Here is a 22,701-nt window from a genome sequence, read left to right as displayed (position 1 = left end):
CGTTATTTTTGATCCGTTTTACTCTTTTAGGTAATTTTTTATGTCCGCATCTATGCCAGCTTATATGAGCGATCCCACTGATGAGCAACTGAGCGCGCTCAACATGGCGATGGACCACAAGTCATTTAAAGTGGTGGCGTATGCGGGTGCTGGTAAGACGACGACCTTAAAACTGATTGGTGAGCGTTTGCGTGGCCGCGGCTTATATTTAGCTTTTAACAAGACGATTGCCAATGATGCACGCTCAAAGTTTCCACCGCATGTGGAATGTCGCACTTTTCATTCGCTTGCTTATCGGCATGTCGCCCGTGATATCACTGCTAAGCTGTCGTTGCCGCGTTTTTCACCCAAACGTCTGGGTGATGATTTGGGCTTGCAACCCGTCCAAGTACGTCGGCAAATGGATGGTATAAATAAATACATTACGCTCACCCCAGCCCGATTATCGCGTTTTGTCAGTGATGCTGTCAGCAATTTTTGTAGTACGCATGCCAGTTATCCTGCACCAAGGCATATTGAATTTCCCAGCTGGCTCGATGATTCAGATGCAGAGCAATTACGTGAGATGCTCTATCCAGCCGTCGAGCAGCGTTGGCTACAGTCGATTGATGCGCGCCATCCAGCTGGTATCGGGCATGATATTTATCTTAAATTATGGGCACTGTCTAAACCCAGTATTCCAGCTGATTTTATTTTGTTTGATGAAGCCCAAGATGCCGATCCATTGATGATGGGAATTTTAACCCAGCAGCCACGGCAAGTAATTTATGTGGGTGACGCTCATCAGCAGATTTATGAATGGCGCGGCGCAGTCAATGCGATGAAAAAACTACCCTTACCACAAACCTTATTGACCCAGTCGTTTCGTTTTGGCGAACCGATTGCTGAAATTGCCAATACTTTGCTCAAAGCATTGCAAGAAGATGTCCCGTTAAAAGGCAATCCTAATAAGCAATCTTCTACTGATAAGGGTATGGTACACAGTAAAAAAGATGCCATCCTTTGCCGCACCAATGCGGCTGCGATGTCGCAACTATTGACTGGACTCAAGCTCGGTCACCGCGTGGCACTACAAGCTGATACCGATCGTATGCTTAAATTTTGTCAGGCCGCCGAAAACTTAAAAAATGGCAAGTCTGCTTATGGCGTGCCTGAACTGGCATACTTTTATAATTGGGGCGATGTACAAGAGTACTCTGAAACCAATGAAGGCAGCGATCTAAAAACACTGGTGAAATTGGTCGATGATCATGGCACCAATGTCCTGAGCCAAGCTGTCAATAGTCTTACCAGTATCGAAAATGCTGACTATGTTATCTCCACTGCCCATAAGGCGAAAGGGCTTGAATGGGGAAAAGTACAGCTCGATGATGACTTCTATTATGATGTGACGACCAATGCCGTCAAGATAAGTCCAGAAGAGTTGCGTTTACTATACGTCGCTTGCACGCGTGCCCAGAGCAATTTGGACATCCATAATATCAAAGACTTGATATCAGGCTTACAGACAGGCAAAAAAGTGATTTTTGGCAATACTTAATCTTCCTAACTTAATCAATCTTAGTATTTGCCACTCTAAACCTCTAGCTTACTTGTCTTTATGGCAATCCTTTAATAGCACCCTTTTAGCAGTGAACAACAAGCATGAATAATAGTCAGCAACTTCAAATACGTCAAAAAAAAATACAAAATCTATTTGCCAATCCTGTCCGCCTCCTTGCCCCAATGGAAGGTTTAACCGATCCATTAATGCGACAAATTCTCACGCAAATTGCATCGGACTTGGGTCGCCCTTATGATTGGTCGGTTAGCGAATTTATCCGTGTGACTCAGCACGTATTGCCAGCGCATGTATTTTATAAGTACGTTCCAGAATTGCGTCATGATGCTAAAACTGCCTGTGGCACACCGATTCATATCCAGCTACTCGGTAGTGAAGCGCAACTCATGGCAGAAAATGCCGCTTATGCTGCCGAGCTTGGTGCGCCAGCGATTGACATCAACTTTGGTTGTCCTGCCAAGACTGTCAATAGCCACCGTGGTGGTTCGGTATTACTGGATGAACCCGAAACCATGTATCAGATTATCAGCGCGGTGCGTCAAGCGGTACCTGCCGACATTCCAGTCTCAGCCAAAATTCGTTTAGGTTACACCGATACCAGTCGTATGGATGATATCAAAGCTGCGATTAACGACAGTGGTGCTGATTGGCTGACCATTCATGCACGAACTAAAACCCAAGGATATAAGCCGCCAGCCTATTGGGACAAGATTCAAGGCTTTAATGCGCTTGATATTCCCGTCATTGCCAATGGCGAAATATGGAATGCAGAGCACGCACAAAATTGTATGACGCAATCGGGTACAGAGCATTTGATGTTGGGTCGCGGTGCAGTTACCCGTCCCGACTTAATTGCACAGGTTGATAGAGAACATAGTCAGACTTTAAACAATGAAACAACATTATTATGGCAAGACCTGATTGCGCATCAGATTAAATTTCTGCAAGGCACAGCAAAAAGCGATATTGTATTGGTCGGTCGTTATAAACAATGGTTAGCGATGCTCACCAAAGGCTATAGCGAGGCGAAGATATTATGGGACAGTATTAAAAGAGAGAAAAATAAAGCAGCTATCATTAGCGCACTACAGATGAGTGCACAGTAACGTTAGCTGCTTTTATCTTATAAGCATTAGTATTTTCAATCAACTGCTACTATACACTGACTCGAATAGCTAAATAAAAGAGCATGAGACAGCAGGCAATAGAAAGACCCCAGAGGATAGAGCGGAACATCGCCAAATTAGTGACGTAAGCGACGCAAAAACCAATGCGAATGAGCACGTATAGCCAAGCCAATGTATTCACAATCAGCTGTGGCACAAAAAACAGCATCGCTGCCAAGACTGCAGCTAAGAATACCGGTAAAGTCTCATAGCTATTCTGCTGCGCGGCATTAGCACGTGCAGCAGCACCCGTCGTACCCTGTAAAAAATCACGTGGATGGGCATTGTCAGCCAAATTAAAGCCGCCAATAGCTTTCGCTGTCAACGCCATGGCAAGCGGTAATAAACTTGCTACGACCATCGCCCAAATGGCTGACGATGCAGTATCAGAGACCAACCCTAAGAATAAATTCATCAATATATTCGCCTTTATCCTGCGATAACTTCAAAGTCATGCGTCACATTGACCCCGCCTTGTACTAACATACGACTGGCTGAGCAGTATTTTTCTGCGGATAATTTTATGGCTTTTTCTACTTGGCTTTCTTTGACATCTTGACCGGTCACGACAAAATGCATATGAATATCAGTATAGACAGCCGGTACGGTTTCGGCACGTTGAGCAGTCAGCTCACAAAGTACGTCAGTCACATTTTGACGCGATTTCTGCAAAATCGCCACCACATCATAGCTAGCACAACCACCAAGCCCTAGTAGAATCAGCTCCATTGGACTGGCGCCTTTTTCTTTATCAGCATCGATTTGTACATTATGACCTGACGGTGATACGCCCATAAAAGCTTTGTTTTCTTGCCACGTGACACTTGCTTTAGATTCTGACATTTTTAATATTCCTAGTTTTATTTAATAATAGGTTCTTATTTGTTCGATATTATTGGTTCAATATATAAGAATAGCTTTATCGATTTAATACTTTATCGTTGATTAAGATAAGCAAAATATGACTAGTGTAGCATAAGCTAAAACCTGCATTAATGAATCAAAAACTCGTATTATTACTTATATTATTAAGTAAGCACTTATAACGATAAGACACTAAAGCAAAAACTTTGACAGCAAAATAACTTAGCTAAAAAATACACAAAAGTCTGCTTAAATATATTTATATAACCTCTTGATTTTAAATCATTAAAGCTGTGAAACATTTTATAGCAAAATACTGTTACACATTTTGCTCTTTTCTTGGTTTAATGATGGTAATGAATCTTATTTTGCCAAAGTATCGATAGCAATCACCCTATAATAATTATGATTGCTGTCACTGTGCCTTGTTGAAATAAGCTATTTTTAAACATTTTAAAAGGTTACGTCATGATAGATGCAGACGGCTTTCGCGCCAATGTCGGCATCATCTTGGCAAATACACAAGGGCAAGTTCTGTGGGCAAAACGTATTGGTCACAACGCTTGGCAGTTCCCTCAAGGCGGTATCGACCGTGGGGAGACGCCGATGGATGCGATGTATCGCGAGCTCTGGGAAGAGGTCGGTCTACATCCGCGTCATGTCGATTTGCTAGCGGTTACGCAAGATTGGTTGCGTTATCGTCTGCCAAAACGCTATGTGCGTCATGGACAGTACCCTTTATGTATTGGGCAAAAACAGAAATGGTTTTTGCTACGCTTAGATGAGCCAAATACCCAACACATCCGCTTTGATGAGGGAAAACCAGAGTTTGATAACTGGCAGTGGGTCAGCTACTGGTATCCACTTGGACAAGTGATTCACTTTAAACGCAGCGTATATCGTCGCGCCTTACAAGAATTGGTGCCCGAGCTACCGCTTCAACAAGGGCTTATTATTCCGGAACAAAACAACCATTTGTTGGTGGAATAAAGTCACCAATTTTTAATGCAATTAGCACAATAACGAATACCGTTAGTGATATTTAATATGACTAACGGTATTTTTTTCTCACTGGATTTTTGTTAATAGCTAATGAGTACATTCACGGCTGACGATTTCAGCTTGAATGCCTGAATCTTTAATAGTATTTCGCCGTAACGTTAAAATACTTTGTGTCCTTGTACCATAGCTTGGCACGGCATTATTGGCAGCCTCCTTACTAGCAATGCCAGTAAGATTGGCACCTTCAATATAAATCGAAGACAGTGCTTGCTCTATTTTGATATCGATACCAGCATTTGGTAACTCTTCTTCTGGTGCTTGAGTATTATCGGACAATACCGTAAAAGCAGCGTCTTGCCAGTATTTCGCATCACTATCTTCGCTAATTAATGGCAATATTTCTTGACGTAATCTACCGCGCAAACGCTCTGTCTTAAACCAACCCTCTTCTGGCTGTCCATTAGAGAATACGTGCAAGCCTCCATATAAGGGTGTTGGTGCATGACCACGGTTGTTAACGACAACCGCTTGTTTGCTATCGCCGATAATCAGATTAAACCCAGCATATTCTTGCAGACTGATTTTCCGTGCAAATTCCATCGGGCTTAAGCAACTGGTCAAAAAACCAGCGACCAATTCACCACGTGAGCGCTCATCATTACTTGCCTGCACACCATCGCGAAAGTTCAATACTGCTGCCCAGCGACCATTTTGCTTATAAAAGTCAGCATGCTGCTCTTGGTGAATTCCTAACCACGTACCGCCGCTTTGCGCATCACGCCCTGCAAAAATAGGCTTATCTTCCCATTGATGTAGTGGCTCTGTCGGACGCTGTAAAAACTCATCGCGATTGGACAATAAAACCAAAGGCAGCTCATCAAATAACTGCCAAGCAATGGCGACAATACACATAGAATTCCTTTTATATGATTGGTATATAGTCATTTCAATATAAAATAGGCTCGTTCAAAATAGGGTTATGCTGGGATAAACTTTCCTCGCTTGCTGTGCGCTTCGCACTCCAGAGGCTTCATAAAATTTATCCCAGCAGCATTCCCATCAGGATTGTATTTTTTAAATTGAATCGATTATATGGTTCTGATTTAACATTAATTCGTGCTTAATTTTTTATCCGCAGGATAGCTAATTTGATAGATCGACTGCACGACTTGAGATTGTTGACTCGGTAAATCGAACTCCCACGCTACCATTCCTTTGTTATCATTCCAATCTTTTTTGCTAATCGCTGGTATATGCGTCGCGGTTACTTTAATGCTGTCATCGCTACTCAAGGGTTCTGCGCCTAACACTTGCATGCGCATACTACGATTGTGGTGATTGGTAAATTGATAAGCCTGAGTGATGGTCTTGGTTTGTTGACGATTAAATACGCCTTTATCGCCTTTTTTGTCTTCATCAGTCAGCGGTTTCACAAGCAAGCTCGGATCAACACCAAAACCAATCCCCTGCTCTTTTAGACTCTGATAATCATAGCGCGACTGACCAACATAGTTATCGTCGCGATACAGTTGCAATGAGCCATCTGCCCAAGCTGGCGTCAAAAACGGCGCAGACGCATACCAGTAAGCGGCAGCTTCGATGCTTGGTGTACTCCGTAGCCACAGCTTACTGATGCCGGATTGTTCATCTATCACTGTGCGTACGCGCCTGCCATCACTGGGGATACTCACGCGCTGCGGCAAGCGATACTCAGTGATACCGTTTTTATTTTGGCTGCTAACCGTAAAACTCGGTAGCGGCGCCATACCACCTGCACCGCCATAACTGTCGCTGGCAGAAACAACAACCACTGGAGCAGCTTCCATCATTGGTTGTGCATAACGGCTCAACTTAGCTTGCTCTTCTTCATATAATGACAAACGTTCAACTCTTGGTAGCTGGCTGGTCGTCGTTTGATTGGGATTGACAGTACTCAAAATAACGGGCACGTTGTTCCAATTCTCGCCTGTTTGTTGGGCGATGATGGCAGAGGCGGTGATGTTGAGTTGTTTATTATCGGTATTTAAACGCGCTTGATAAGTCGGCTCCCAGCTGGCACCGCGTACTTGATAATGTAATTTAACACTACTAGCAGAACGGCTAGCGGTACGTACACTGACTTGGGTGACATTACTTTGTACTGAAGAAGTACTGTCAGCGACCAGCTGATTTAAGTCGTCTTTAGCACGAGCTTCTCGTTTTTGTAGCTCTACTATTTTTTTGTTAATACTGGCGGCTTGCGTTTCTAAGTCGCGTGCATTATTGGCAAGGGTACCAGCAGTAGTGATTTGCGTGACTTTGGTTAGGTTTTGCAAATAGGCTTTGGTCAGGCGTGCCGCTTCCAATTCGGCACTGATATCCGCTAGATTATTCTGCTGAGTCTGTACATTAGCTGCCCCTTGATACTGGCACTGCGCTGCTTGCTCGCCACTCAAGGTTTGAATACTGACTTCACCGATATTAACATTGCCCAGTGCTTGCACACTAATACTATCGGGTTCAATCGCAGGCGAAAGACAGGAAAAAACCAGTGTCTGCTCACCTGTGCCACTGATGGGTAATGCACGAGTGACACTGGCTAAGCCTTGATAAATGGTAATTTTTTCGATACTACTGGTTGCTGCTTGCGCCGTCACTGGCACGAAAAAACTGAAGCCTGATGCGACTATACACAATAAAGATAATGGCAATCTGTTTCGCTTAAGGTTTGGCGATTGCACATCAACTGCGGTAGTTAACCGTTTATCGTGCAAAAATGATCGTGATGATACGGTAGCAGACATGATAATTCCTTAGAAGTTGATGCGCTTTTTTTCATCTTATCGGTTTTTTTAGCGCTTTGCTATTCATTCAATAAACCATACATTTATCATAGTGTTCGCAAGGGATGAATTTTGCTATTATAGACAGCATTTAATTACCAATAATGATGATGCCCTTATGATAATTCATCCTCAGTATAATCCTGTAGCGCTGTCCTTGGGTCCAGTAGAAGTACACTGGTATGGCTTGATGTATTTGCTCGCATTTGCTGCAGCTTTTGGTCTGGCTTGGTATCGCAGCAGCAAACGTGACAATTGGACCACCGATATGGTGTCCGATTTGGTCTTTTATGGTGCGCTTGGTGTCATTTTGGGCGGTCGTATTGGCTATGTGCTGTTTTATCAATTTGGCGAGCTATTACAAAACCCGGCTTATCTATTAAAAGTTTGGGAAGGCGGTATGTCTTTCCACGGCGGTTTTATTGGTGTCATGGTAGGCATGTGGTTTTTTGCTCGTAAATATAAAAAAACAGCCTTCCAAGTATTCGATTTTATCGTGCCTTGCGTGCCGACTGGCTTATTATTTGGTCGCATCGGTAACTATATCAATGGTGAGCTGTGGGGGCGCGTCTCAGACGGTGGCTACAACTGGCTGACTTATTTCCCGCAAGCCGCTGCCTTTGATATGGAGCAATTACAGAGTAATCCACAATTGCAAGAGCTAATGATTGAGGTTAATGGTCAGTATGTGCTGCCGCGTCACCCATCGCAGCTATATGAAGCCTTTGCCGAAGGTCTGCTGCTATTTATCTTCTTATGGTGGTATTCATCAAAGCCGCGTCCACGTATGGCCGCCTCTGCTGTGTTCTTACTGGGTTATGGTATCAGCCGATTTATCATCGAATTCTTCCGCCAGCCTGATGTTGACCAAGGATTTATACTATTAGGTTGGATGACCAAAGGTCAACTATTGAGTGCACCGATGATTATTGCCGGCTTTATTATGCTGATTTATGCTTATAAGCGTGGTATTTATGATTGGGGTAAGCAAGCCGCTTATTAAGCTTTACCTTCTTCATGCACCACGTTAAGAACTATATTAAAGATGTGTTTTAATAGCACAGAAGAGTAATTTTATGATCATGAACAGCTCTATCATTAAAAACGAGCAAGCCTATTTAGATCTGCTACGCCTTGTTCTTAATGAAGGTACTGAAAAAGGCGACCGCACTGGAACCGGTACGCTTAGCCATTTTGGCGCGCAGCTACGTTTTAATTTAGCCGATGGTTTTCCATTGTTAACCACCAAAAAAGTTCATCTTAAGTCCATCACTTATGAGCTCCTATGGTTTTTAAGTGGCAGTACCCACGTCGATTATCTGCAACAAAACGGTGTACGCATTTGGAATGAATGGGCAACTACAGAGCAAACTGCGCGCTTTAATCGACCTGCAGGCGATTTAGGTCCTATTTATGGTCACCAATGGCGTAATTATGGCGCGACCACAAGTGCAGATGGGCAGTATAACTCTGACGGTGTCGATCAAATCGCACAAGTGGTTGAACAAATAAAGACTAATCCTAACTCGCGGCGCTTGATTGTCTCTGGCTGGAATCCGAGTGAAGCAGATCAAGTTGCGCTGCCACCTTGTCATACTTTATTTCAGTTTTTTGTCGCGGACAATAAACTGTCATGCCAGCTTTATCAACGCTCAGCAGATTTATTCCTAGGTGTGCCATTTAATATCGCTAGCTACGCCTTGCTTACCCATATGGTGGCGCAAGTGTGTGGTTTAGAAGTTGGTGAATTTGTCTGGACGGGTGGCGATTGTCATATTTACCAAAACCATCGCGAGCAAGTGGAGCTGCAGCTGACCCGCTCGCTTTATACGCTGCCGACATTAGCGCTTAACCCTGATGTAACCGATATTTTTGCTTTTAATTATGAGGATATCAGCGTTGATGGCTATGAGTCTCATCCAGCGATTAAGGCGCAAGTGGCGGTATAGCGCCTGTTTATTCAATTGTATTTAAATATATTTAAACATTAGCAAAGGATAATTTATGAGTTATGCCAACACCGAAGTTGCCCAAATCGCGGCTATCAGTAGCAATCGCTGTATTGGTAAAGACAATGAGCTACCGTGGCATATCTCAGCCGATTTGCAGCATTTTAAAAGTATGACAACCAAACCAAATGACGGTGCGATACAAGGTATCGTGATTATGGGTCGCAAGACCTTTGAGTCAATGGGCAGTAAGCTGTTACCTAAACGTGTGAGCTTTATTATCAGTAGCCAGATAGATTATGCTGAGCAAAAAGGCTTAGTCGGTAGTGAAAAAGCTTATGTAATGCATAATTTAGACGATGCCTTAACACAAGCAGCAAGCCTTGCGCATGGTGCGCATCTTGATACGATTTGGGTAATTGGTGGCGAGCGCGTGTTTAACGATGCATTGCTGTACACCGACCGTATCGAAATAACTCACGTTGACACTGAAATCGTTGATGGCGATGCCTTTTATCCTGAGCTGCCAAGTGAGTTTGAAGTTGCGGAAGAATCTGAGCAGATGCATGATGAAAAAAGCGCGTTAGATTTTAGATTTGTGACTTATAAAATAAAAAACGCTGAATAATAGTAAAATTTTAAACAAAACGTAAAAAGAGGCTATCCTAAATAACTCTAGGACAGCCTCTTTTTTCATGTTTAAACTTTATGATCATAAACCTAAATTTGACGAACATTACCTAGACTACTCATGCAGCACTTTATAAACAGTTTTCGCTAATACCGGACCAATTCCCTGCACACCTGCCAATTCTTGCTGCGAGGCACCGAGCAATTGCTGCATGCCGCCAAAGTGATTGAGCAAATCGCGGCGACGCTTTTCACCCAGCCCCGGAATCACTTCTAGCACCGACGATGAACGACGCTTATCGCGCTTCTTGCGATGCGCTGTAATCGCAAAACGATGCGCCTCATCGCGGATATGCATTAATAAATGCAGCGCCTTGCTATCCATAGGCAAGTCAAGGGGCTCATGGTCAATAAAGTGCAACACTTCCAAGCCAGCCTTACGTCCTTCACCTTTTGCCACACTGATAAGCAAAGTATCACCAAGGATACCCAACTCAGTCAGCACTTCTTTGGCGATACCGAGCTGCCCTTTACCCCCATCGATAAGCAATAAATCCGGCAATGGCTGCTTCTTATAACGCCGTGTCAACACCTGCTTCATCGCTGCATAATCATCACCGCCAACAATGTCATGGATAGCATACTGACGATAATCACGACGACGCGAGCCACCTTGATCAAAGACCACACAGCTACCAATCGTCGCCTCGCCCATCGTATGTGATATATCAAAACACTCGATACGGTCAATGGTACGATCCGTGACTTCAGTCAAGACATCTTTTAACGCCCCAAAGCGTGCATGTAACTCTAAATAATCACCAAGTTTGGTTTTTAGTGCATTATTAGTATTGAGTTTTGCTAAGTCTAACCATTCAGCACGGTGCTCACGTACGCTGGTTTTGACAACGACCTTACTACCAAAGTGTGTTGCCAACGCTTCACTCACTGCTAGCTGATCTGGTAATTCATCGCTCAATATAATCTCTGCTGGCAAATCATCCGTCACCTGAAAATAAAATGAAGTGATGAACGCCGATAAATTGTCTGCAAGAGGTTCACTGCTATCCACATCAGGGAAGTAGTTCTTACCGCCAAGCACGCGCCCACCACGTACTGTCAATACGTTGACGCAAGTCATCCCTGCTTGACTGGCAATAGCAATCACATCCGCCTCACCCTGCACAGTATAAACGGCTTGCTTGGCTTGTACTTCACGGAGCATAGACAGCTGATCGCGATAAAAAACTGCCTTTTCAAAGTCTAGCTCTTCAGCAGAAGCTTCCATTTTTTCAATCAAAGCAGTATGGATATCACTAGAGTCACCTTTTAAGAAACGAATAGTATTATTGACGTCCTCGCTATATTCTTCTGGCGATACTAAGCCCACACAGGGAGCACGGCAACGCTTAATTTGATACTCGAGGCACGGACGCTTACGTTGCTTGAAGAAAGTATTGGTACATTGGCGCATTTGAAACATTTTTTGCATGAGCACCAGTGTTTCTTTGGCCGCATGCGCAGAAGGAAAAGGACCGAAAAAGCGACCCTTTTGGTGATTGCCTTTACCGCGACCATAAGCCAATCTTGGATAAGGCTTATCTGCTGAAATAAACACATAAAGATAAGATTTATCATCACGCAGTAGCACGTTATAAGGCGGACGATATTCTTTAATCAGATTTTGCTCAAGTAACAGCGCTTCTGTCTCACTGCGGGTAATGATGGTTTCAATATTATGTATCCGTGCCACCAGTGCTCGTGTCTTAGGATGATCAATGGTTTTCGCAAAATAGCTGTTCACACGGCTCTTGAGTGATTTAGCTTTGCCGACATATAAAATATCACCATTTTTACCCAGCATTTTATACACTCCCGGCAAGTTTGGCAGGCGCTGGATTAAATGTTTAAGACGGGCTTTCTTGTCATCGATGGGACTCGATTCTGAGACATTGACCATAGAATTTATTGCTCTCAAGATACTGATATACAGATGTTTATGGGGCGATGGTATGGGTTTTACAAGAACCCTTATCAGCTTAGCAATAACCATAAAAAAAGCCAGCACCAAGGCTGACTTTTTGCAGAAAAACAACCCTACAGTGCGACTAGTGACGGAAATTTGGTAATAGTGCTGGGATACCTGGCAACATACCGACGATAGCCATAACCCCGGTCAGTATCACAAAGGTGATCACAGGAATAATCCAGCGGCTCATTTTGGTTAGACTGGCACTACGCTCTTTAGAGCCAATTAATCCTAAATTATCAAGCACCAAAGTAATAGACCAACCGAAGGCAGGATTCACCAACGCAGATGCAAAGACGACAATGGCGGCAGACTGAGTAGTTTTACCCTCACGCGTCATCTCCATCCCAGCTTCAAGCAATGGAATGAAGACCCCAACAATCAGCGCCACACACATCACCGGCTCCCAGATTGCCAAGTCCATAGGATAACCCCAAACACCTGCAATAAGGCAGAATAGTCCTGTCAAAATCGCACCAGCTGGAATGGGACGTTTGGCAATTGCTGCAGGTACGATATAAGTACCCCATGACGACGCAAAGTTCGCGCCACCGAGCACAGAACCTACGACCTGACGAAACGATGCACTGGTCATCGTATCATCAATATCCATCAGTACACGTTCAGTACGTTTGGGATAGCTGATTTTCTGGAAGACCTGATGACCTAAAAAATCTGGCGACCACATCGCCACTGCTAATACCGCAAAAGGTAATACCACGATAAAGCTCTCAACCGTTGGCAGTCCTAACATCCAACCAGTATTTTCGCCCCACCAATACATAGGGCTCATATGCGGTAGACCGGGTGCGGTTTTAAAGGCAAAAGGTGCGCCCATAGCGAACGCCACGCCACCACCTAACAAACAGCTCAGCGGCACAGCCAGCCAGCGCTTTTGAAAATTTTCTAACACAGCATACAAGATAATCGTCAGCAAAATCACCACAAAAGCAATATGCGCCATGCCAATGCCCTCTGCCCATGCAAACAAGTTTTTAACTTGTGATATCGTACCAATAAAGCCCAAGTAGAGCAGCAAACCACCGCACACGCCTTTACTGGTCAAATTTGCTAGTAAACTGCCCCCTTTACTGATTGCCAATAATAATCCAAAGGCACCGATGAGCAGACCAAAGGCCATCGGGTGACCACCAGCTGCGACAACAATAGGAATAAGCGGAATTAAAGGCCCATGAGTACCTGCAAGGTTGGCGGTCGGTAGTAGAAATCCTGAGAATAAAATGACAAAAAACGAAACAATCAATAACTCATAACGGACGTTTTCTAAGATAAAAGCGTCACCCAAACCGAGTGGTCCTGCAAAGGTCGCCGCAATAGCACCCACCATCACGACTTTACCAATGGTCGCAGCCATTGCTGGAATGGTATCTTCGTACTCAAAACGATAATCACGGAAAGGCAAATTAGGCCGCCAGCGTTTCGGCTGCATGATTTGTAGTTCATGATTGAGATAGGCATCACGATTTTTAAAACTTGAATAGGGCTTATGTAATTCTACATAACTACTTTGAACATCATTATCAGAAGGGGTTGGCTGCTGCGGATTGGCATCTAAAGGGGGAAGCTGCGTGTTACTCATCACATTTCCTTGTGTCGACCGACGTTTTAGTGACTGCTTATTCACTTACTACTCTTGCGATAAGTGTTAAGCCACTGAAGAAAAAATGCAGTCATTGTATGTCATGAGACTTTAGAACGCGAATGTATAACGATTCGAATATACTATAAATATAGCAGCCATTAATAACATAAAGTTTCCTTTTAAAATAAACACAAACTTATTAACTACTTAGTTACCAATAAGATAGTAGATTGTAGTCATTATGATGATGGTTCTTATAATTAATAATGCGTGATCGTACATAAACCATCAACAATCACGCATAGACAAACACAAAGCGCTAAGATTTGAATGAAGTTACGCTTTAGCTCTAGCGCCTTTATAAGTTTTTCACTATGATAAATACCTTTTTACCCATAACGATTGAATAATAGCAGTCTAAAAATCAAGAAGTACCCTAGGATAAGTTTATGAGTTTACTACCCAAAAATCTTGAGACGCTAAAACGTAACGCTAAAAAAAATATTATGCCATTGCTCACGCCTTATCTGCTCAAGCTACGTATCAACACTTATGCACCTTATATCGGTGCCGGCATCAAGATTGAGCATATAAACCTTGACCAAGGTTTATGTGTGGTCAATATGGGACTAAATAGTTTAAATAAGAACATTGTAGGGACACAGTTTGGCGGCAGCTTATATTCAATGGTTGATCCATTTTATATGCTCATGCTCATGCATCAACTGGGTAGCAGTTACGTCGTTTGGGATAAAAGCTCACATATTGAATTTATCGCGCCGGGCAATAGCAAAGTTACTGCTCGCATGAAAATCCCTAGCAGTGAGATTAAAGCCATTCAAGAGCTGGCAAAAGAGGGTGAACCCGTCTTTCGTGAATACCAAGTAGATATCGTGGACGATCAGCAAAAGACCATCGCTATCGTCACCAAGACGCTATACATACGCTTGCGTAAGTACAGCAAATCTAAAGACCAAAACAGCCGTATTGAAAATCTCGATGATTAAAGGCAACGTTTAAAGCTCTAATTTAATTTTGTGATTTAAAGCGACAGAAACAAAAACCCCAATCTGGCATTCGCACAGATTGGGGTTTTGTCTTTTTTGGTATGACCCGCTTATTTATATGATAAACCTATGAATAAGGGTTTGTATCTACTATCGCCTTACTCTAGTCAACTGTATACCATACAGCTCACTAAAGATGGCAAACTTTTGCTTAAATACCAGGTGCAGTTTCAACTGCATCAGGAACGCGAGCATCAGTTTTTGCCTTAACAACTTTAGGCGCACGCGGAGCAAGCTTCTCGCGGATACGTGCTGATTTACCAGAGCGTTCACGTAAGTAGTATAGTTTCGCACGGCGAACAGCGCCACGGCGTTTCACTTCGATGCTATCGATAATTGGTGAATGCAATTGGAATGCACGCTCAACACCAACGCCACTTGAGATTTTACGTACAGTAAACGCTGAGTTTAAACCGCGGTTACGCTTAGCAATTACAACGCCTTCAAAAGCCTGTAAACGCTCACGCTCACCTTCACGTACTTTTACTTGAACCACAACGGTATCGCCGGGTGCAAAGCTTGGGCGCTCAATCAATTGAGCATTTTCGATGACCTGAACCAATGGATGCTTGTTGCTCATGAGAGTTATCTCCTCACATTAGATAATAGAGGCTTGACGCATATCACCTGTTTGTAATAATTAATTATATCTCTTTTTAATAAGACACAACGTAAGTGGGTTATGACAAACGGCCATTATGCTATGACTCGTTTTGTTGTTGCTCAAAATTTTATTACTTAACTGTTTATCTTTTTAACCGCTATTTTTTATCAGCTTTTGCTAATGCCTTTAGCCACTTTGCTTGTTCTACCGTTGGCGTAAACGCTTGCCATAAGTCTGGACGACGCGCTTGCGTACGTTCGACTTGCTGACTAAAGCGCCACTTCGCGATATTGGCATGGTGACCTGAAAGTAACACTTCAGGCACTGCCATACCCGCAAACTCATGCGGCTTAGTATAATGTGGACAATCAAGCAAGCCATCGACGAACGAGTCTTGCTCAGCTGACTTATCATCACCCATAATATCAGGCAAACGACGTATCACACTATCCATTAGCACCATTGCCGGTAGCTCACCACCAGTAAGCACATAATCACCAAGTGATATTTCCATATCAACATACTGCGACAGTAAGCGCTCATCAATGCCTTCGTAACGACCGCATAATATAATCATGCCGTCATACTCGGTCATATCGACCACACTACTCTCACTCAGCGTCTGCCCTTGTGGTGACATATAAATCACCGGACAATGCGCTTTGTCGACACGGCAGCCATGCTGACTTGCTCGTAGGCGCGCATCCTCAATCGCTTGGGATAATGGCTCAGCCATCATCACCATGCCAGGACCGCCACCATACGGACGTTCATCAATACGGCGATAATTGTCACTGGTAAAATCACGCGGGTTGATGCATTCAATCGTTACTTGCTTCTGAGTGACTGCCCGACCTGTGATTCCAAACTCACGAATCGTGGCAAACATTTCAGGAAAAATACTAATAACGGCAAAATACATCAGATGTCTACTTGCGCAGTGGCTAATATTGGCTAAATAAATCGGTGTTATTACTGATAAAGCTTAACCGCAAAGTTAAAATTATTATCAATAATCACTCGGCCATGCCACTAGCACTGTCTTTTCAGTCAGATCGACTTTCACTACAGTTTGCTTGTGCCATGGAATTAGGCGCTCTTCTTTATCCAAGCTGTCTGTCGTTGCCGCAACCCGCATAATAGCGTGGGCGCCAGTCTCAAACATCTCAGTAATATCGCCTAGATATTCATCCTGCTCGTTCATCACGCGCAGGCTGACCAAATCCGACCAATAGTATTCATCCTCAGCAGGTTCTGGCAAGATGTCTTGCTCGACCCAAAGAGTTACCCCATTCATGGTCTCAGCAACATTGCGATCAGCAATCTGCTCAAACTGAGCCACAATTCCTGTGCCTTGCTCACGCCAAGCCTTTACTGTCAAAGGTTTCATACCGGTAGCGGTTTTCATCCACCAAGGCTTGATGTCAAATATCGCCGTACGATCGTCTGTTTCACTAAAGACCCAAAGCCAACCTTTGATGCCATAAGGCTTTTTGAGCTGACCAATTTTCATAAGGGCACTAGCGTTTGGAGCAGACGACATAACGGCTAACCTAACAATGATAAAAACAGCGATGATAAATAAAAAGCCATTAAAAACGATAAACGTCGTCAAAAGCGATAAACAGTTAATGGCGTACCCTGGTTAGACCAGTTACGCTAGGTATTCTTAAGCCAACTGATGGATGCATAAATGCACTATCAGTCTATTGCAGCCAAAACTTAAGCAGTAGCTTCAGTTTGAGCAGCAGACTTATTATAAGCTTTTGCTAATGAAGCAACGCGATCAGAAGGTTGTGCACCTTTTGCGACCCACGCATTATACGCTTCCATGTTCAAGCGCACTGCTTCTTCAGAATCTTTAGCGAGTGGGTTAAAAAAGCCGATGTTTTCAATATAGCGACCGTCACGCGCGCGGCGTTGATCAGCAACAACTACTTGATAAAATGGGCGTTTCTTGGCACCGCCCCGTGCTAAACGAATAACAACCATGTGAATTCTCTCTTTCGCAGGTATACCAAAAAGGGCATAATTATACCACAGTCTTATTTTATTGAAAACATAAACTGTGCTTATTTAATTATTTATTAACAATAGCTTAAATCGTTATGACTGTAAATAAGATTCATCATTCACGCTGCTAATATGATGGATACTCCTCTATCATATGCCTTTATCTTAAGCGGATGATATTGCCAGCGTTGTCGATGAAAGCTGGCAGCGTTATTAATGGGTTATGCTATCCTAGCAATAGCATCTGTCACTGCCTCATTATAATTTGGATTCCTATGACCACGCCAAACCCACCATTGCCTCATAAAAGCTGGTTACCCCGCTCTTACTCTAATAGTCTGCTAACCACTCTAATGGTGGCTTTTATTGTTCTCATTAGCGTCGGGGTATCAATTTTGTTTTTTTGGCGCAGTCTATATTTACCAGAGCTCAAAAGCCATGCGCGCTATTTGACCAGCGAGCTTCGGCTGATGAACAGCGCCAATCGAGACTGGCGGGACAACCCTGAAGTCCGTCAGTGGATTTATCAGCACTCACATGTAGTAGTGGTAGATAATCCAAGTGACTTTCCAGAGGTTGCGGACAAAGCTTTTGTCAGTGTTTTTACGGATGTGTTACAGCGAGAAATCAGCGCACAATTGGGGCGACCAGTTGAAGTATATTTTAAATTTAAACCAACACCTCAGCTTTGGGTACAAGACAGTCGTGATAGCAGTTTTTGGATACGCGAACCTGTGGTCTATTATTCGCAGTACAGCCCTACTTTATTGATCTTGTTTTTGTTTGGACTACCCATTTTGACACTGTTGACGATTATTTTATTAGCCCGTCAATTAAATCGTCCTCTACGTTATCTTCAACGTGCTGCTACCAACTATATTCAGTTGGGTCATGCAACAACGCTACCGACCCGTCATGGTCCTACCGAGATTCGCCAAGTAAATATGGCTTTTAACCGCCTGTTTACTACTCTTAACCAGGCGCAAAAAGAGCGTACGATTATGTTAGCTGGCATCTCACACGATTTGCGTACCCCGCTGACTCGTATGCGCTTAACTGCTGAAATGCTGCCCGATGATTTTTTTCGTGAAGGGTTGATTTACGATATCGAAGATATGGATGCTATTTTAGAGCAATTTATCTCGTTTATGAAAGATGGCTCCGATGAGCCTGTACGCCTTACCAATTTAGATACCATATTTAATGAGATTATGGTGCAATTTGCGCCACTAGAGTTTATTTATCAGTCAGAATGCAGCAAGCTTGTGCCCGTACGTCCTATGTCGATTAAGCGCCTGATTATCAATCTGGTGAATAATGCCAAGCGTTATGGTGAACCGCCTATTTATCTGTCTGCTGTTGTCATGCCAACCTTTGTAGAAAAAGAGGTGATAGAATACAGCGATGTCGTGACCGAAAATACAGTCAATAAAGAAGCAAAAGAGCAGTTGATTATATGTGTGCGAGACTGCGGCGATGGGGTGGCAGAAGACCAACTCGAGCGTGTCATGCAGCCGTTTGAGCGTGGCGAATCAGCGCGTACCACTCAGGGTAGTGGACTCGGCTTGGCGATTGTTGACCGTATCGCGCGCTTGCATCATGGAACAGTTGAGGCTATTAATCATCCAGATGGTGGTCTACAAGTCTGTATTCGCATCCCTCTCATTTCAGAAGTTGCCGGAGAGCAGCCTTTGGATATCAATCCCGCTACAAAGCCATTTATTGAGACAGTTGATACTAAATAAAATAGATACCTTATTTTATGGGGCGAGACTGGGACGAATTTTTCTCGCTTAATCACTTTTATATTGAACTGATCATAATAGTGCCAATCAATCATACTAAAAAAGCAACGACTGGCTATCGTTGCTTTTTTTGTTATTTTTCTTTAGATATAAAAACTTCAACGGTTATAAAACTTATTACTTGTTGCCAATAACTGGTGGAATATACTCAGCACTGTTAGTAAACGCTAAAGGCTGGGTAATCTCATCCTGCGCTACCTTTAGCGTCTGAGTAGTACTTGGCTGCTGTAAGAATAAATAATATCCTAGTGTGACAGCATTTAATACCACCAAACCCCCAAATAAATACGGCATCCGTTGCCCTCCTCCATTAAAGACTAAATAACAGCAATAAATAACTTGTTAGCGTCATTTATGATCAGTTAGAAATAACATAGCTACAAGTGAAATAGTATTTCGATAGACATTTTGATACCTTTATAAAAGTCATCTTAACAGCACTGTTTTATTTCAAAAGTATATTAACGATGCTTATGCATCAAACTCACGCTCACTCTTATCTTGGGTTAATTCATCGGCTGCTAGAATTTGTGTCAGTGGCTTGATAGGCCATGTCATCACAAACCGCGCGCCACCAAGATCTCGGCTCTCATCAACCTTCATACCACCATTAAACCAAAAAGCAATGCGTGATACGATAGACAAGCCCAGACCGTAGCCACCTGAGGCACGGGTCCGACTATCGTCTAAGCGGGAGAATGGAATAAAGACCTTTTCGCGATCTGCTTCTGGAATACCGTGACCATCATCTTCAACGCTGACAAAGGCATTGCCCTTTTTGACCCCAGCACTAATGATAATCGTAGTCTCCGCATAACGCAGAGCATTACCAGCCAAATTTTGAATCACTCGATGTAAGTAGCGTCTATCTGCTATCGCCTCTACTTTAGCATTTGGCAGTTTGGTGACAATTTTAATCGGTTTACCCAAGGCATTGGTTTCACGCTCAATCTGCTCAAGCAGCTCTCGAAGATTGACTGGTTCCAAATCTAGTTTGGGCGAGCCTTCTTCAAGTTTCGCATAGGTGAGAATTTCATCAATCAAGCCATTAAGCGCTTCGATATCTTCATCAATAAAGTCACGCTGCATAAAACGCGAATCTTCATCATCAGTATCTGCCAGCATATCAACAGCAAAGCGAATACGTGCAACGGGCGTACGTAGCTCATGTGACACCGCTCGCGTTAGCTCTCGCTGCGACTCAATCAAACGCTTAATATGAGAAGTCATGGCATTAAAGGTTGCAGCTAAACGGGCGATTTCATCTTGACCAATCACCTGTACTTGACTTTCAAGATTACCTTTACTGACCTCATTCACCCCGACCTGTATCAGTTGTAACTTGCGCTCAAGCGGGAAAATCAGTGCATACACACCCAAACTAATTAAAAACATACTGATCAAAATCATACTGACGATCAAGTTTAGTGGGAACCAATTAAATAAAGGTACTGGACCGATCAAAATTGCCATATCACTAATTTCAGACGGCACAATGACTTTGATAGATGAGTTACTTTTACTGGTATTGGTATCTTGCAATAAGATAACCACCTCATCACGGCGCAAGCGCGCCATCTGATCAGGATCCAAATTGAGCGCCGCTACTGCTTTAAATGCTAAAGGAAATGAAAACTTTTCTTCTAACTGTGCCAAACGTGCACGTTTATCAGACAAAGTAATATAATAGGACAAATCATCTAGCAAAAATACGGCGATAGCTCTGACTTGCTGTTCAGTCACTTGTGAGATACGCGCAGTCAAAACACCTTGATTGTCTGGTAGGCGATAATAGACATCGGCAGTGGTCAGTTGACTGATATAGCGTACGACCGTGTTTTCTTTCTCAAAACGACGCAGCTCGCTGGCATTAAAATCCACCTCATCGATAGACACAATCTTAAATTCTGAGCCAAACAAACTACTGGCATCAGACAACCAATAATCACGTTGCGCCTCGTTTTCTTGGTGAGCCAACCCCTCACTCACGATATGAAACGCCCCTGTCGCCATATTTTCACGATAAGATTGGACGCGCTCTTTATTGATGGTATCCATCAATAGCTGGGCAAATAGTGCCACACACAAGCAGACTATCAATAGCCCTGCATAAATACGAACAAAAATACTGTGTTTAAGAGAAGAGACTAATGACATACGTGCCGTGACCAACCTGATGAATAAGCGTTATCAATAGAATAATACCTATTATAACCACTATAGGATAATATTTGCTGTGATATATATTTAATGATAATTAAACTGGTACATAAAATTATTGCTTAATTAAACCACATAACGCAGCAATTAAGGTTAAAAACTTAATATTTAAACCCTAAAAAACCAGCTTTACGCTGGTTTCTTATTGCATAACGAGGAACAATCAAGACTTATAGCAAAAGTCGGCGATTAGTTGCCTTCTTTTACGAACAGATAGCCTTTACTACGTACGGTTTTGATACGTTTTGGGTTTTCTGGATCATCACCGATTTTTGGACGAATGCGTGAGATACGGACGTCAATAGAGCGATCTTGACCATCATACTCAATACCACGTAGACGCTCAAAGATATCTTCACGTGACAAGATACGTCCAGCATTAGAAGCAAGCAACCATAGTAGATCATATTCTGCACTGGTGAAATCTACTAACTCATCACCTAGATTCACTGAACGACCACCATTATCGATAACCAATTCACCAAACTCTAGACGCTGTGGCACATCTTCTGACGGGGCGTTTTCTGAACGGCGCAATAACGCACGAATACGTGCTAATAAAACACGTGGCTGAGCAGGCTTAGCAACATAATCGTCGGCGCCCATCTCAAGACCCAATACTTGATCCATATCTTCAGTACGAGCCGTCAGCATTAAGATAGGGTTTTGGTAATGTGGACGTACTTCACGACAGACTGTCAAGCCATCGCTACCTGGAAGCATGACATCAAGTACAACCAAATCTGGCTGCTCACTGACAATACGACGAATGGCGCGATTACCATCCGTTTCAATCGCCACTTCTAGACCGTTTTTGACCAAATAATCTTGGGTCAACATGGCCAGACGCTCATCGTCCTCAACAATCAAAATTCGGGGGGTGTTGTCATCATCATTCGTTGTCATTGTTATATCCTCTAATACATCTCATTTAAAAGTAGTCAAAATAAGAGCAGTAAAATGAATAGCACTACAAAATAGTGCAACTGCTGTTTATATAGCTGTTACAAACTTGGCAGCACAGTATACTATTAATCCTGCAGCTTCTTATACTATAGCTTATAGTCGTTAACAAAACCTATAAACTACGACCATTAAAACTTTATTTTACGTGCAAAAATCATACCGTTTATCATATTCAAAAAGCGTCAAATAACTTTATTTGCTGATAACCGTTTCGCTATGTCTAAAGCTTTCAATCATAAGCCTGATCACTAAGTAAAGCGCATAAAACAGCTCAACTCTATAAGTTAGCAAACTATTTTCCAACCCTTAATATAACCATATATTGCCGTTGTTGCTAGTAGCTTTTTGGCTAAAAGCTAAAAACCATCACTATCCAATAAAACCAACAGCCATAAAAAAA

At 43.0% G+C, this 22,701-nt stretch carries 21 protein-coding genes; 8 read left to right on the top strand and 13 right to left on the bottom strand.

The window, feature by feature from the left end; translation table 11 throughout:
- The first annotated feature begins 40 nt into the window (after positions 1-40).
- Together FQ083_RS09995 and FQ083_RS09990 are read left to right on the top strand one after the other, a co-directional pair.
- Entirely contained in the window at positions 41-1,540 is a 1,500-nt protein-coding gene (locus FQ083_RS09995) for a UvrD-helicase domain-containing protein (RefSeq protein WP_149409735.1), read from the top strand.
- 104 nt (positions 1,541-1,644) lie between these two features.
- Complete coding sequence (locus FQ083_RS09990) at positions 1,645-2,667, top strand: tRNA dihydrouridine synthase (protein ID WP_149409734.1); 1,023 nt, start codon at positions 1,645-1,647, stop codon at positions 2,665-2,667.
- 49 nt (positions 2,668-2,716) lie between these two features.
- Here FQ083_RS09990 and FQ083_RS09985 read toward each other — a convergent pair whose 3' ends face one another.
- On the bottom strand, positions 2,717-3,142 hold the full coding sequence (locus FQ083_RS09985) for an MAPEG family protein (RefSeq protein WP_020444417.1): 426 nt from the start codon (positions 3,140-3,142) through the stop codon (positions 2,717-2,719).
- A gap of 14 nt (positions 3,143-3,156) precedes the next feature.
- Complete coding sequence (locus FQ083_RS09980) at positions 3,157-3,570, bottom strand: OsmC family protein (protein ID WP_020444418.1); 414 nt, start codon at positions 3,568-3,570, stop codon at positions 3,157-3,159.
- Positions 3,571-4,059: 489 nt separating this feature from the next.
- Between FQ083_RS09980 and FQ083_RS09975 the strand changes: the two genes are divergently transcribed.
- Positions 4,060-4,581: an RNA pyrophosphohydrolase gene (locus FQ083_RS09975; RefSeq protein WP_011514617.1), complete on the top strand. Its 522-nt coding sequence runs from the start codon at positions 4,060-4,062 to the stop codon at positions 4,579-4,581.
- A 99-nt stretch (positions 4,582-4,680) separates the two neighbouring features.
- Here the strand turns inward: FQ083_RS09975 and FQ083_RS09970 are convergent, their stop codons facing one another.
- Both FQ083_RS09970 and FQ083_RS09965 read right to left on the bottom strand, forming a co-directional pair.
- Positions 4,681-5,505 (bottom strand): NRDE family protein, encoded by an 825-nt coding sequence (locus tag FQ083_RS09970; RefSeq protein WP_149409733.1) that lies wholly within the window; start codon positions 5,503-5,505, stop codon positions 4,681-4,683.
- Between the two features lie 197 nt (positions 5,506-5,702).
- On the bottom strand, positions 5,703-7,376 hold the full coding sequence (locus tag FQ083_RS09965) for a DUF4139 domain-containing protein (RefSeq protein WP_149409732.1): 1,674 nt from the start codon (positions 7,374-7,376) through the stop codon (positions 5,703-5,705).
- Positions 7,377-7,533: 157 nt separating this feature from the next.
- On the opposite strand from FQ083_RS09965, the gene lgt reads away from it, so the two are divergent.
- From lgt to FQ083_RS09950, 3 genes are all read left to right on the top strand, one after another.
- The gene (gene lgt / locus FQ083_RS09960; RefSeq protein ID WP_149409731.1) at positions 7,534-8,418 is read left to right on the top strand and encodes a prolipoprotein diacylglyceryl transferase; all 885 of its coding nucleotides are present in this window, start codon (positions 7,534-7,536) and stop codon (positions 8,416-8,418) included.
- A 73-nt stretch (positions 8,419-8,491) separates the two neighbouring features.
- Positions 8,492-9,364, top strand: coding sequence for a thymidylate synthase (locus FQ083_RS09955; protein WP_149409730.1), 873 nt, complete (start codon positions 8,492-8,494; stop codon positions 9,362-9,364).
- 55 nt (positions 9,365-9,419) lie between these two features.
- Entirely contained in the window at positions 9,420-9,992 is a 573-nt protein-coding gene (locus tag FQ083_RS09950) for a dihydrofolate reductase (protein ID WP_149409729.1), read from the top strand.
- A gap of 117 nt (positions 9,993-10,109) precedes the next feature.
- On the opposite strand, the gene uvrC is transcribed toward FQ083_RS09950, so the two are convergent.
- Entirely contained in the window at positions 10,110-11,954 is a 1,845-nt protein-coding gene (uvrC, locus tag FQ083_RS09945) for an excinuclease ABC subunit UvrC (RefSeq protein ID WP_149409728.1), read from the bottom strand.
- 148 nt (positions 11,955-12,102) lie between these two features.
- Positions 12,103-13,623: a DUF3360 family protein gene (locus tag FQ083_RS09940; RefSeq protein WP_011514624.1), complete on the bottom strand. Its 1,521-nt coding sequence runs from the start codon at positions 13,621-13,623 to the stop codon at positions 12,103-12,105.
- A 452-nt stretch (positions 13,624-14,075) separates the two neighbouring features.
- On the opposite strand from FQ083_RS09940, the gene FQ083_RS09935 reads away from it, so the two are divergent.
- Positions 14,076-14,633 (top strand): DUF4442 domain-containing protein, encoded by a 558-nt coding sequence (locus tag FQ083_RS09935; RefSeq protein ID WP_149409727.1) that lies wholly within the window; start codon positions 14,076-14,078, stop codon positions 14,631-14,633.
- Between the two features lie 211 nt (positions 14,634-14,844).
- On the opposite strand, the gene rplS is transcribed toward FQ083_RS09935, so the two are convergent.
- From rplS to rpsP, 4 genes are all read right to left on the bottom strand, one after another.
- A complete protein-coding gene (rplS, locus tag FQ083_RS09930; protein ID WP_011514626.1) occupies positions 14,845-15,273 on the bottom strand; it encodes a 50S ribosomal protein L19 in 429 nt (142 codons plus the stop codon).
- A 181-nt stretch (positions 15,274-15,454) separates the two neighbouring features.
- Positions 15,455-16,219: a tRNA (guanosine(37)-N1)-methyltransferase TrmD gene (gene trmD, locus FQ083_RS09925; protein ID WP_011514627.1), complete on the bottom strand. Its 765-nt coding sequence runs from the start codon at positions 16,217-16,219 to the stop codon at positions 15,455-15,457.
- 87 nt (positions 16,220-16,306) lie between these two features.
- A complete protein-coding gene (rimM, locus tag FQ083_RS09920; RefSeq protein ID WP_149409726.1) occupies positions 16,307-16,840 on the bottom strand; it encodes a ribosome maturation factor RimM in 534 nt (177 codons plus the stop codon).
- A gap of 179 nt (positions 16,841-17,019) precedes the next feature.
- Positions 17,020-17,289: a 30S ribosomal protein S16 gene (rpsP, locus tag FQ083_RS09915; protein WP_011281274.1), complete on the bottom strand. Its 270-nt coding sequence runs from the start codon at positions 17,287-17,289 to the stop codon at positions 17,020-17,022.
- Positions 17,290-17,585: 296 nt separating this feature from the next.
- Here rpsP and FQ083_RS09910 point away from each other — a divergent pair, with 296 nt between their 5' ends.
- Positions 17,586-19,055 carry an ATP-binding protein gene (locus tag FQ083_RS09910; protein ID WP_049751817.1) on the top strand — a complete coding sequence of 490 codons (1,470 nt, stop codon included), beginning with the start codon at positions 17,586-17,588 and terminating at the stop codon, positions 19,053-19,055.
- Between the two features lie 177 nt (positions 19,056-19,232).
- Here FQ083_RS09910 and FQ083_RS12695 read toward each other — a convergent pair whose 3' ends face one another.
- From FQ083_RS12695 to FQ083_RS09900, 3 genes are all read right to left on the bottom strand, one after another.
- Positions 19,233-19,409 carry a hypothetical protein gene (locus FQ083_RS12695; RefSeq protein ID WP_156772650.1) on the bottom strand — a complete coding sequence of 59 codons (177 nt, stop codon included), beginning with the start codon at positions 19,407-19,409 and terminating at the stop codon, positions 19,233-19,235.
- 177 nt (positions 19,410-19,586) lie between these two features.
- Positions 19,587-21,272, bottom strand: a complete 1,686-nt coding sequence (locus FQ083_RS09905) for an ATP-binding protein (RefSeq protein WP_011514630.1) — start codon at positions 21,270-21,272, stop codon at positions 19,587-19,589.
- Between the two features lie 252 nt (positions 21,273-21,524).
- On the bottom strand, positions 21,525-22,241 hold the full coding sequence (locus FQ083_RS09900) for a response regulator (protein ID WP_011514631.1): 717 nt from the start codon (positions 22,239-22,241) through the stop codon (positions 21,525-21,527).
- Positions 22,242-22,701: the final 460 nt, after the last annotated feature.

Source organism: Psychrobacter sp. ANT_H59, from assembly GCF_008369225.1.
GTDB classification, from domain to species: Bacteria; Pseudomonadota; Gammaproteobacteria; order Pseudomonadales; family Moraxellaceae; genus Psychrobacter; species Psychrobacter cryohalolentis.
This window is presented reverse-complemented; position numbering and strand designations above follow the sequence as displayed.

Bases quoted from the DNA above. Each gene is read 5' to 3' on its own strand.
- FQ083_RS09995 (WP_149409735.1), top strand. From the start codon at position 41: ATGTCCGCATCTATGCCAGCTTATATGAGCGATCCCACTGATGAGCAA.
- FQ083_RS09990 (WP_149409734.1), top strand. From the start codon at position 1,645: ATGAATAATAGTCAGCAACTTCAAATACGTCAAAAAAAAATACAAAAT.
- FQ083_RS09985 (WP_020444417.1), bottom strand. From the start codon at position 3,142: ATGAATTTATTCTTAGGGTTGGTCTCTGATACTGCATCGTCAGCCATT.
- FQ083_RS09980 (WP_020444418.1), bottom strand. From the start codon at position 3,570: ATGTCAGAATCTAAAGCAAGTGTCACGTGGCAAGAAAACAAAGCTTTT.
- FQ083_RS09975 (WP_011514617.1), top strand. From the start codon at position 4,060: ATGATAGATGCAGACGGCTTTCGCGCCAATGTCGGCATCATCTTGGCA.
- FQ083_RS09970 (WP_149409733.1), bottom strand. From the start codon at position 5,505: ATGTGTATTGTCGCCATTGCTTGGCAGTTATTTGATGAGCTGCCTTTG.
- FQ083_RS09965 (WP_149409732.1), bottom strand. From the start codon at position 7,376: ATGTCTGCTACCGTATCATCACGATCATTTTTGCACGATAAACGGTTA.
- lgt (WP_149409731.1), top strand. From the start codon at position 7,534: ATGATAATTCATCCTCAGTATAATCCTGTAGCGCTGTCCTTGGGTCCA.
- FQ083_RS09955 (WP_149409730.1), top strand. From the start codon at position 8,492: ATGATCATGAACAGCTCTATCATTAAAAACGAGCAAGCCTATTTAGAT.
- FQ083_RS09950 (WP_149409729.1), top strand. From the start codon at position 9,420: ATGAGTTATGCCAACACCGAAGTTGCCCAAATCGCGGCTATCAGTAGC.
- uvrC (WP_149409728.1), bottom strand. From the start codon at position 11,954: ATGGTCAATGTCTCAGAATCGAGTCCCATCGATGACAAGAAAGCCCGT.
- FQ083_RS09940 (WP_011514624.1), bottom strand. From the start codon at position 13,623: ATGAGTAACACGCAGCTTCCCCCTTTAGATGCCAATCCGCAGCAGCCA.
- FQ083_RS09935 (WP_149409727.1), top strand. From the start codon at position 14,076: ATGAGTTTACTACCCAAAAATCTTGAGACGCTAAAACGTAACGCTAAA.
- rplS (WP_011514626.1), bottom strand. From the start codon at position 15,273: ATGAGCAACAAGCATCCATTGGTTCAGGTCATCGAAAATGCTCAATTG.
- trmD (WP_011514627.1), bottom strand. From the start codon at position 16,219: ATGTATTTTGCCGTTATTAGTATTTTTCCTGAAATGTTTGCCACGATT.
- rimM (WP_149409726.1), bottom strand. From the start codon at position 16,840: ATGTCGTCTGCTCCAAACGCTAGTGCCCTTATGAAAATTGGTCAGCTC.
- rpsP (WP_011281274.1), bottom strand. From the start codon at position 17,289: ATGGTTGTTATTCGTTTAGCACGGGGCGGTGCCAAGAAACGCCCATTT.
- FQ083_RS09910 (WP_049751817.1), top strand. From the start codon at position 17,586: ATGACCACGCCAAACCCACCATTGCCTCATAAAAGCTGGTTACCCCGC.
- FQ083_RS12695 (WP_156772650.1), bottom strand. From the start codon at position 19,409: ATGCCGTATTTATTTGGGGGTTTGGTGGTATTAAATGCTGTCACACTA.
- FQ083_RS09905 (WP_011514630.1), bottom strand. From the start codon at position 21,272: ATGTCATTAGTCTCTTCTCTTAAACACAGTATTTTTGTTCGTATTTAT.
- FQ083_RS09900 (WP_011514631.1), bottom strand. From the start codon at position 22,241: ATGACAACGAATGATGATGACAACACCCCCCGAATTTTGATTGTTGAG.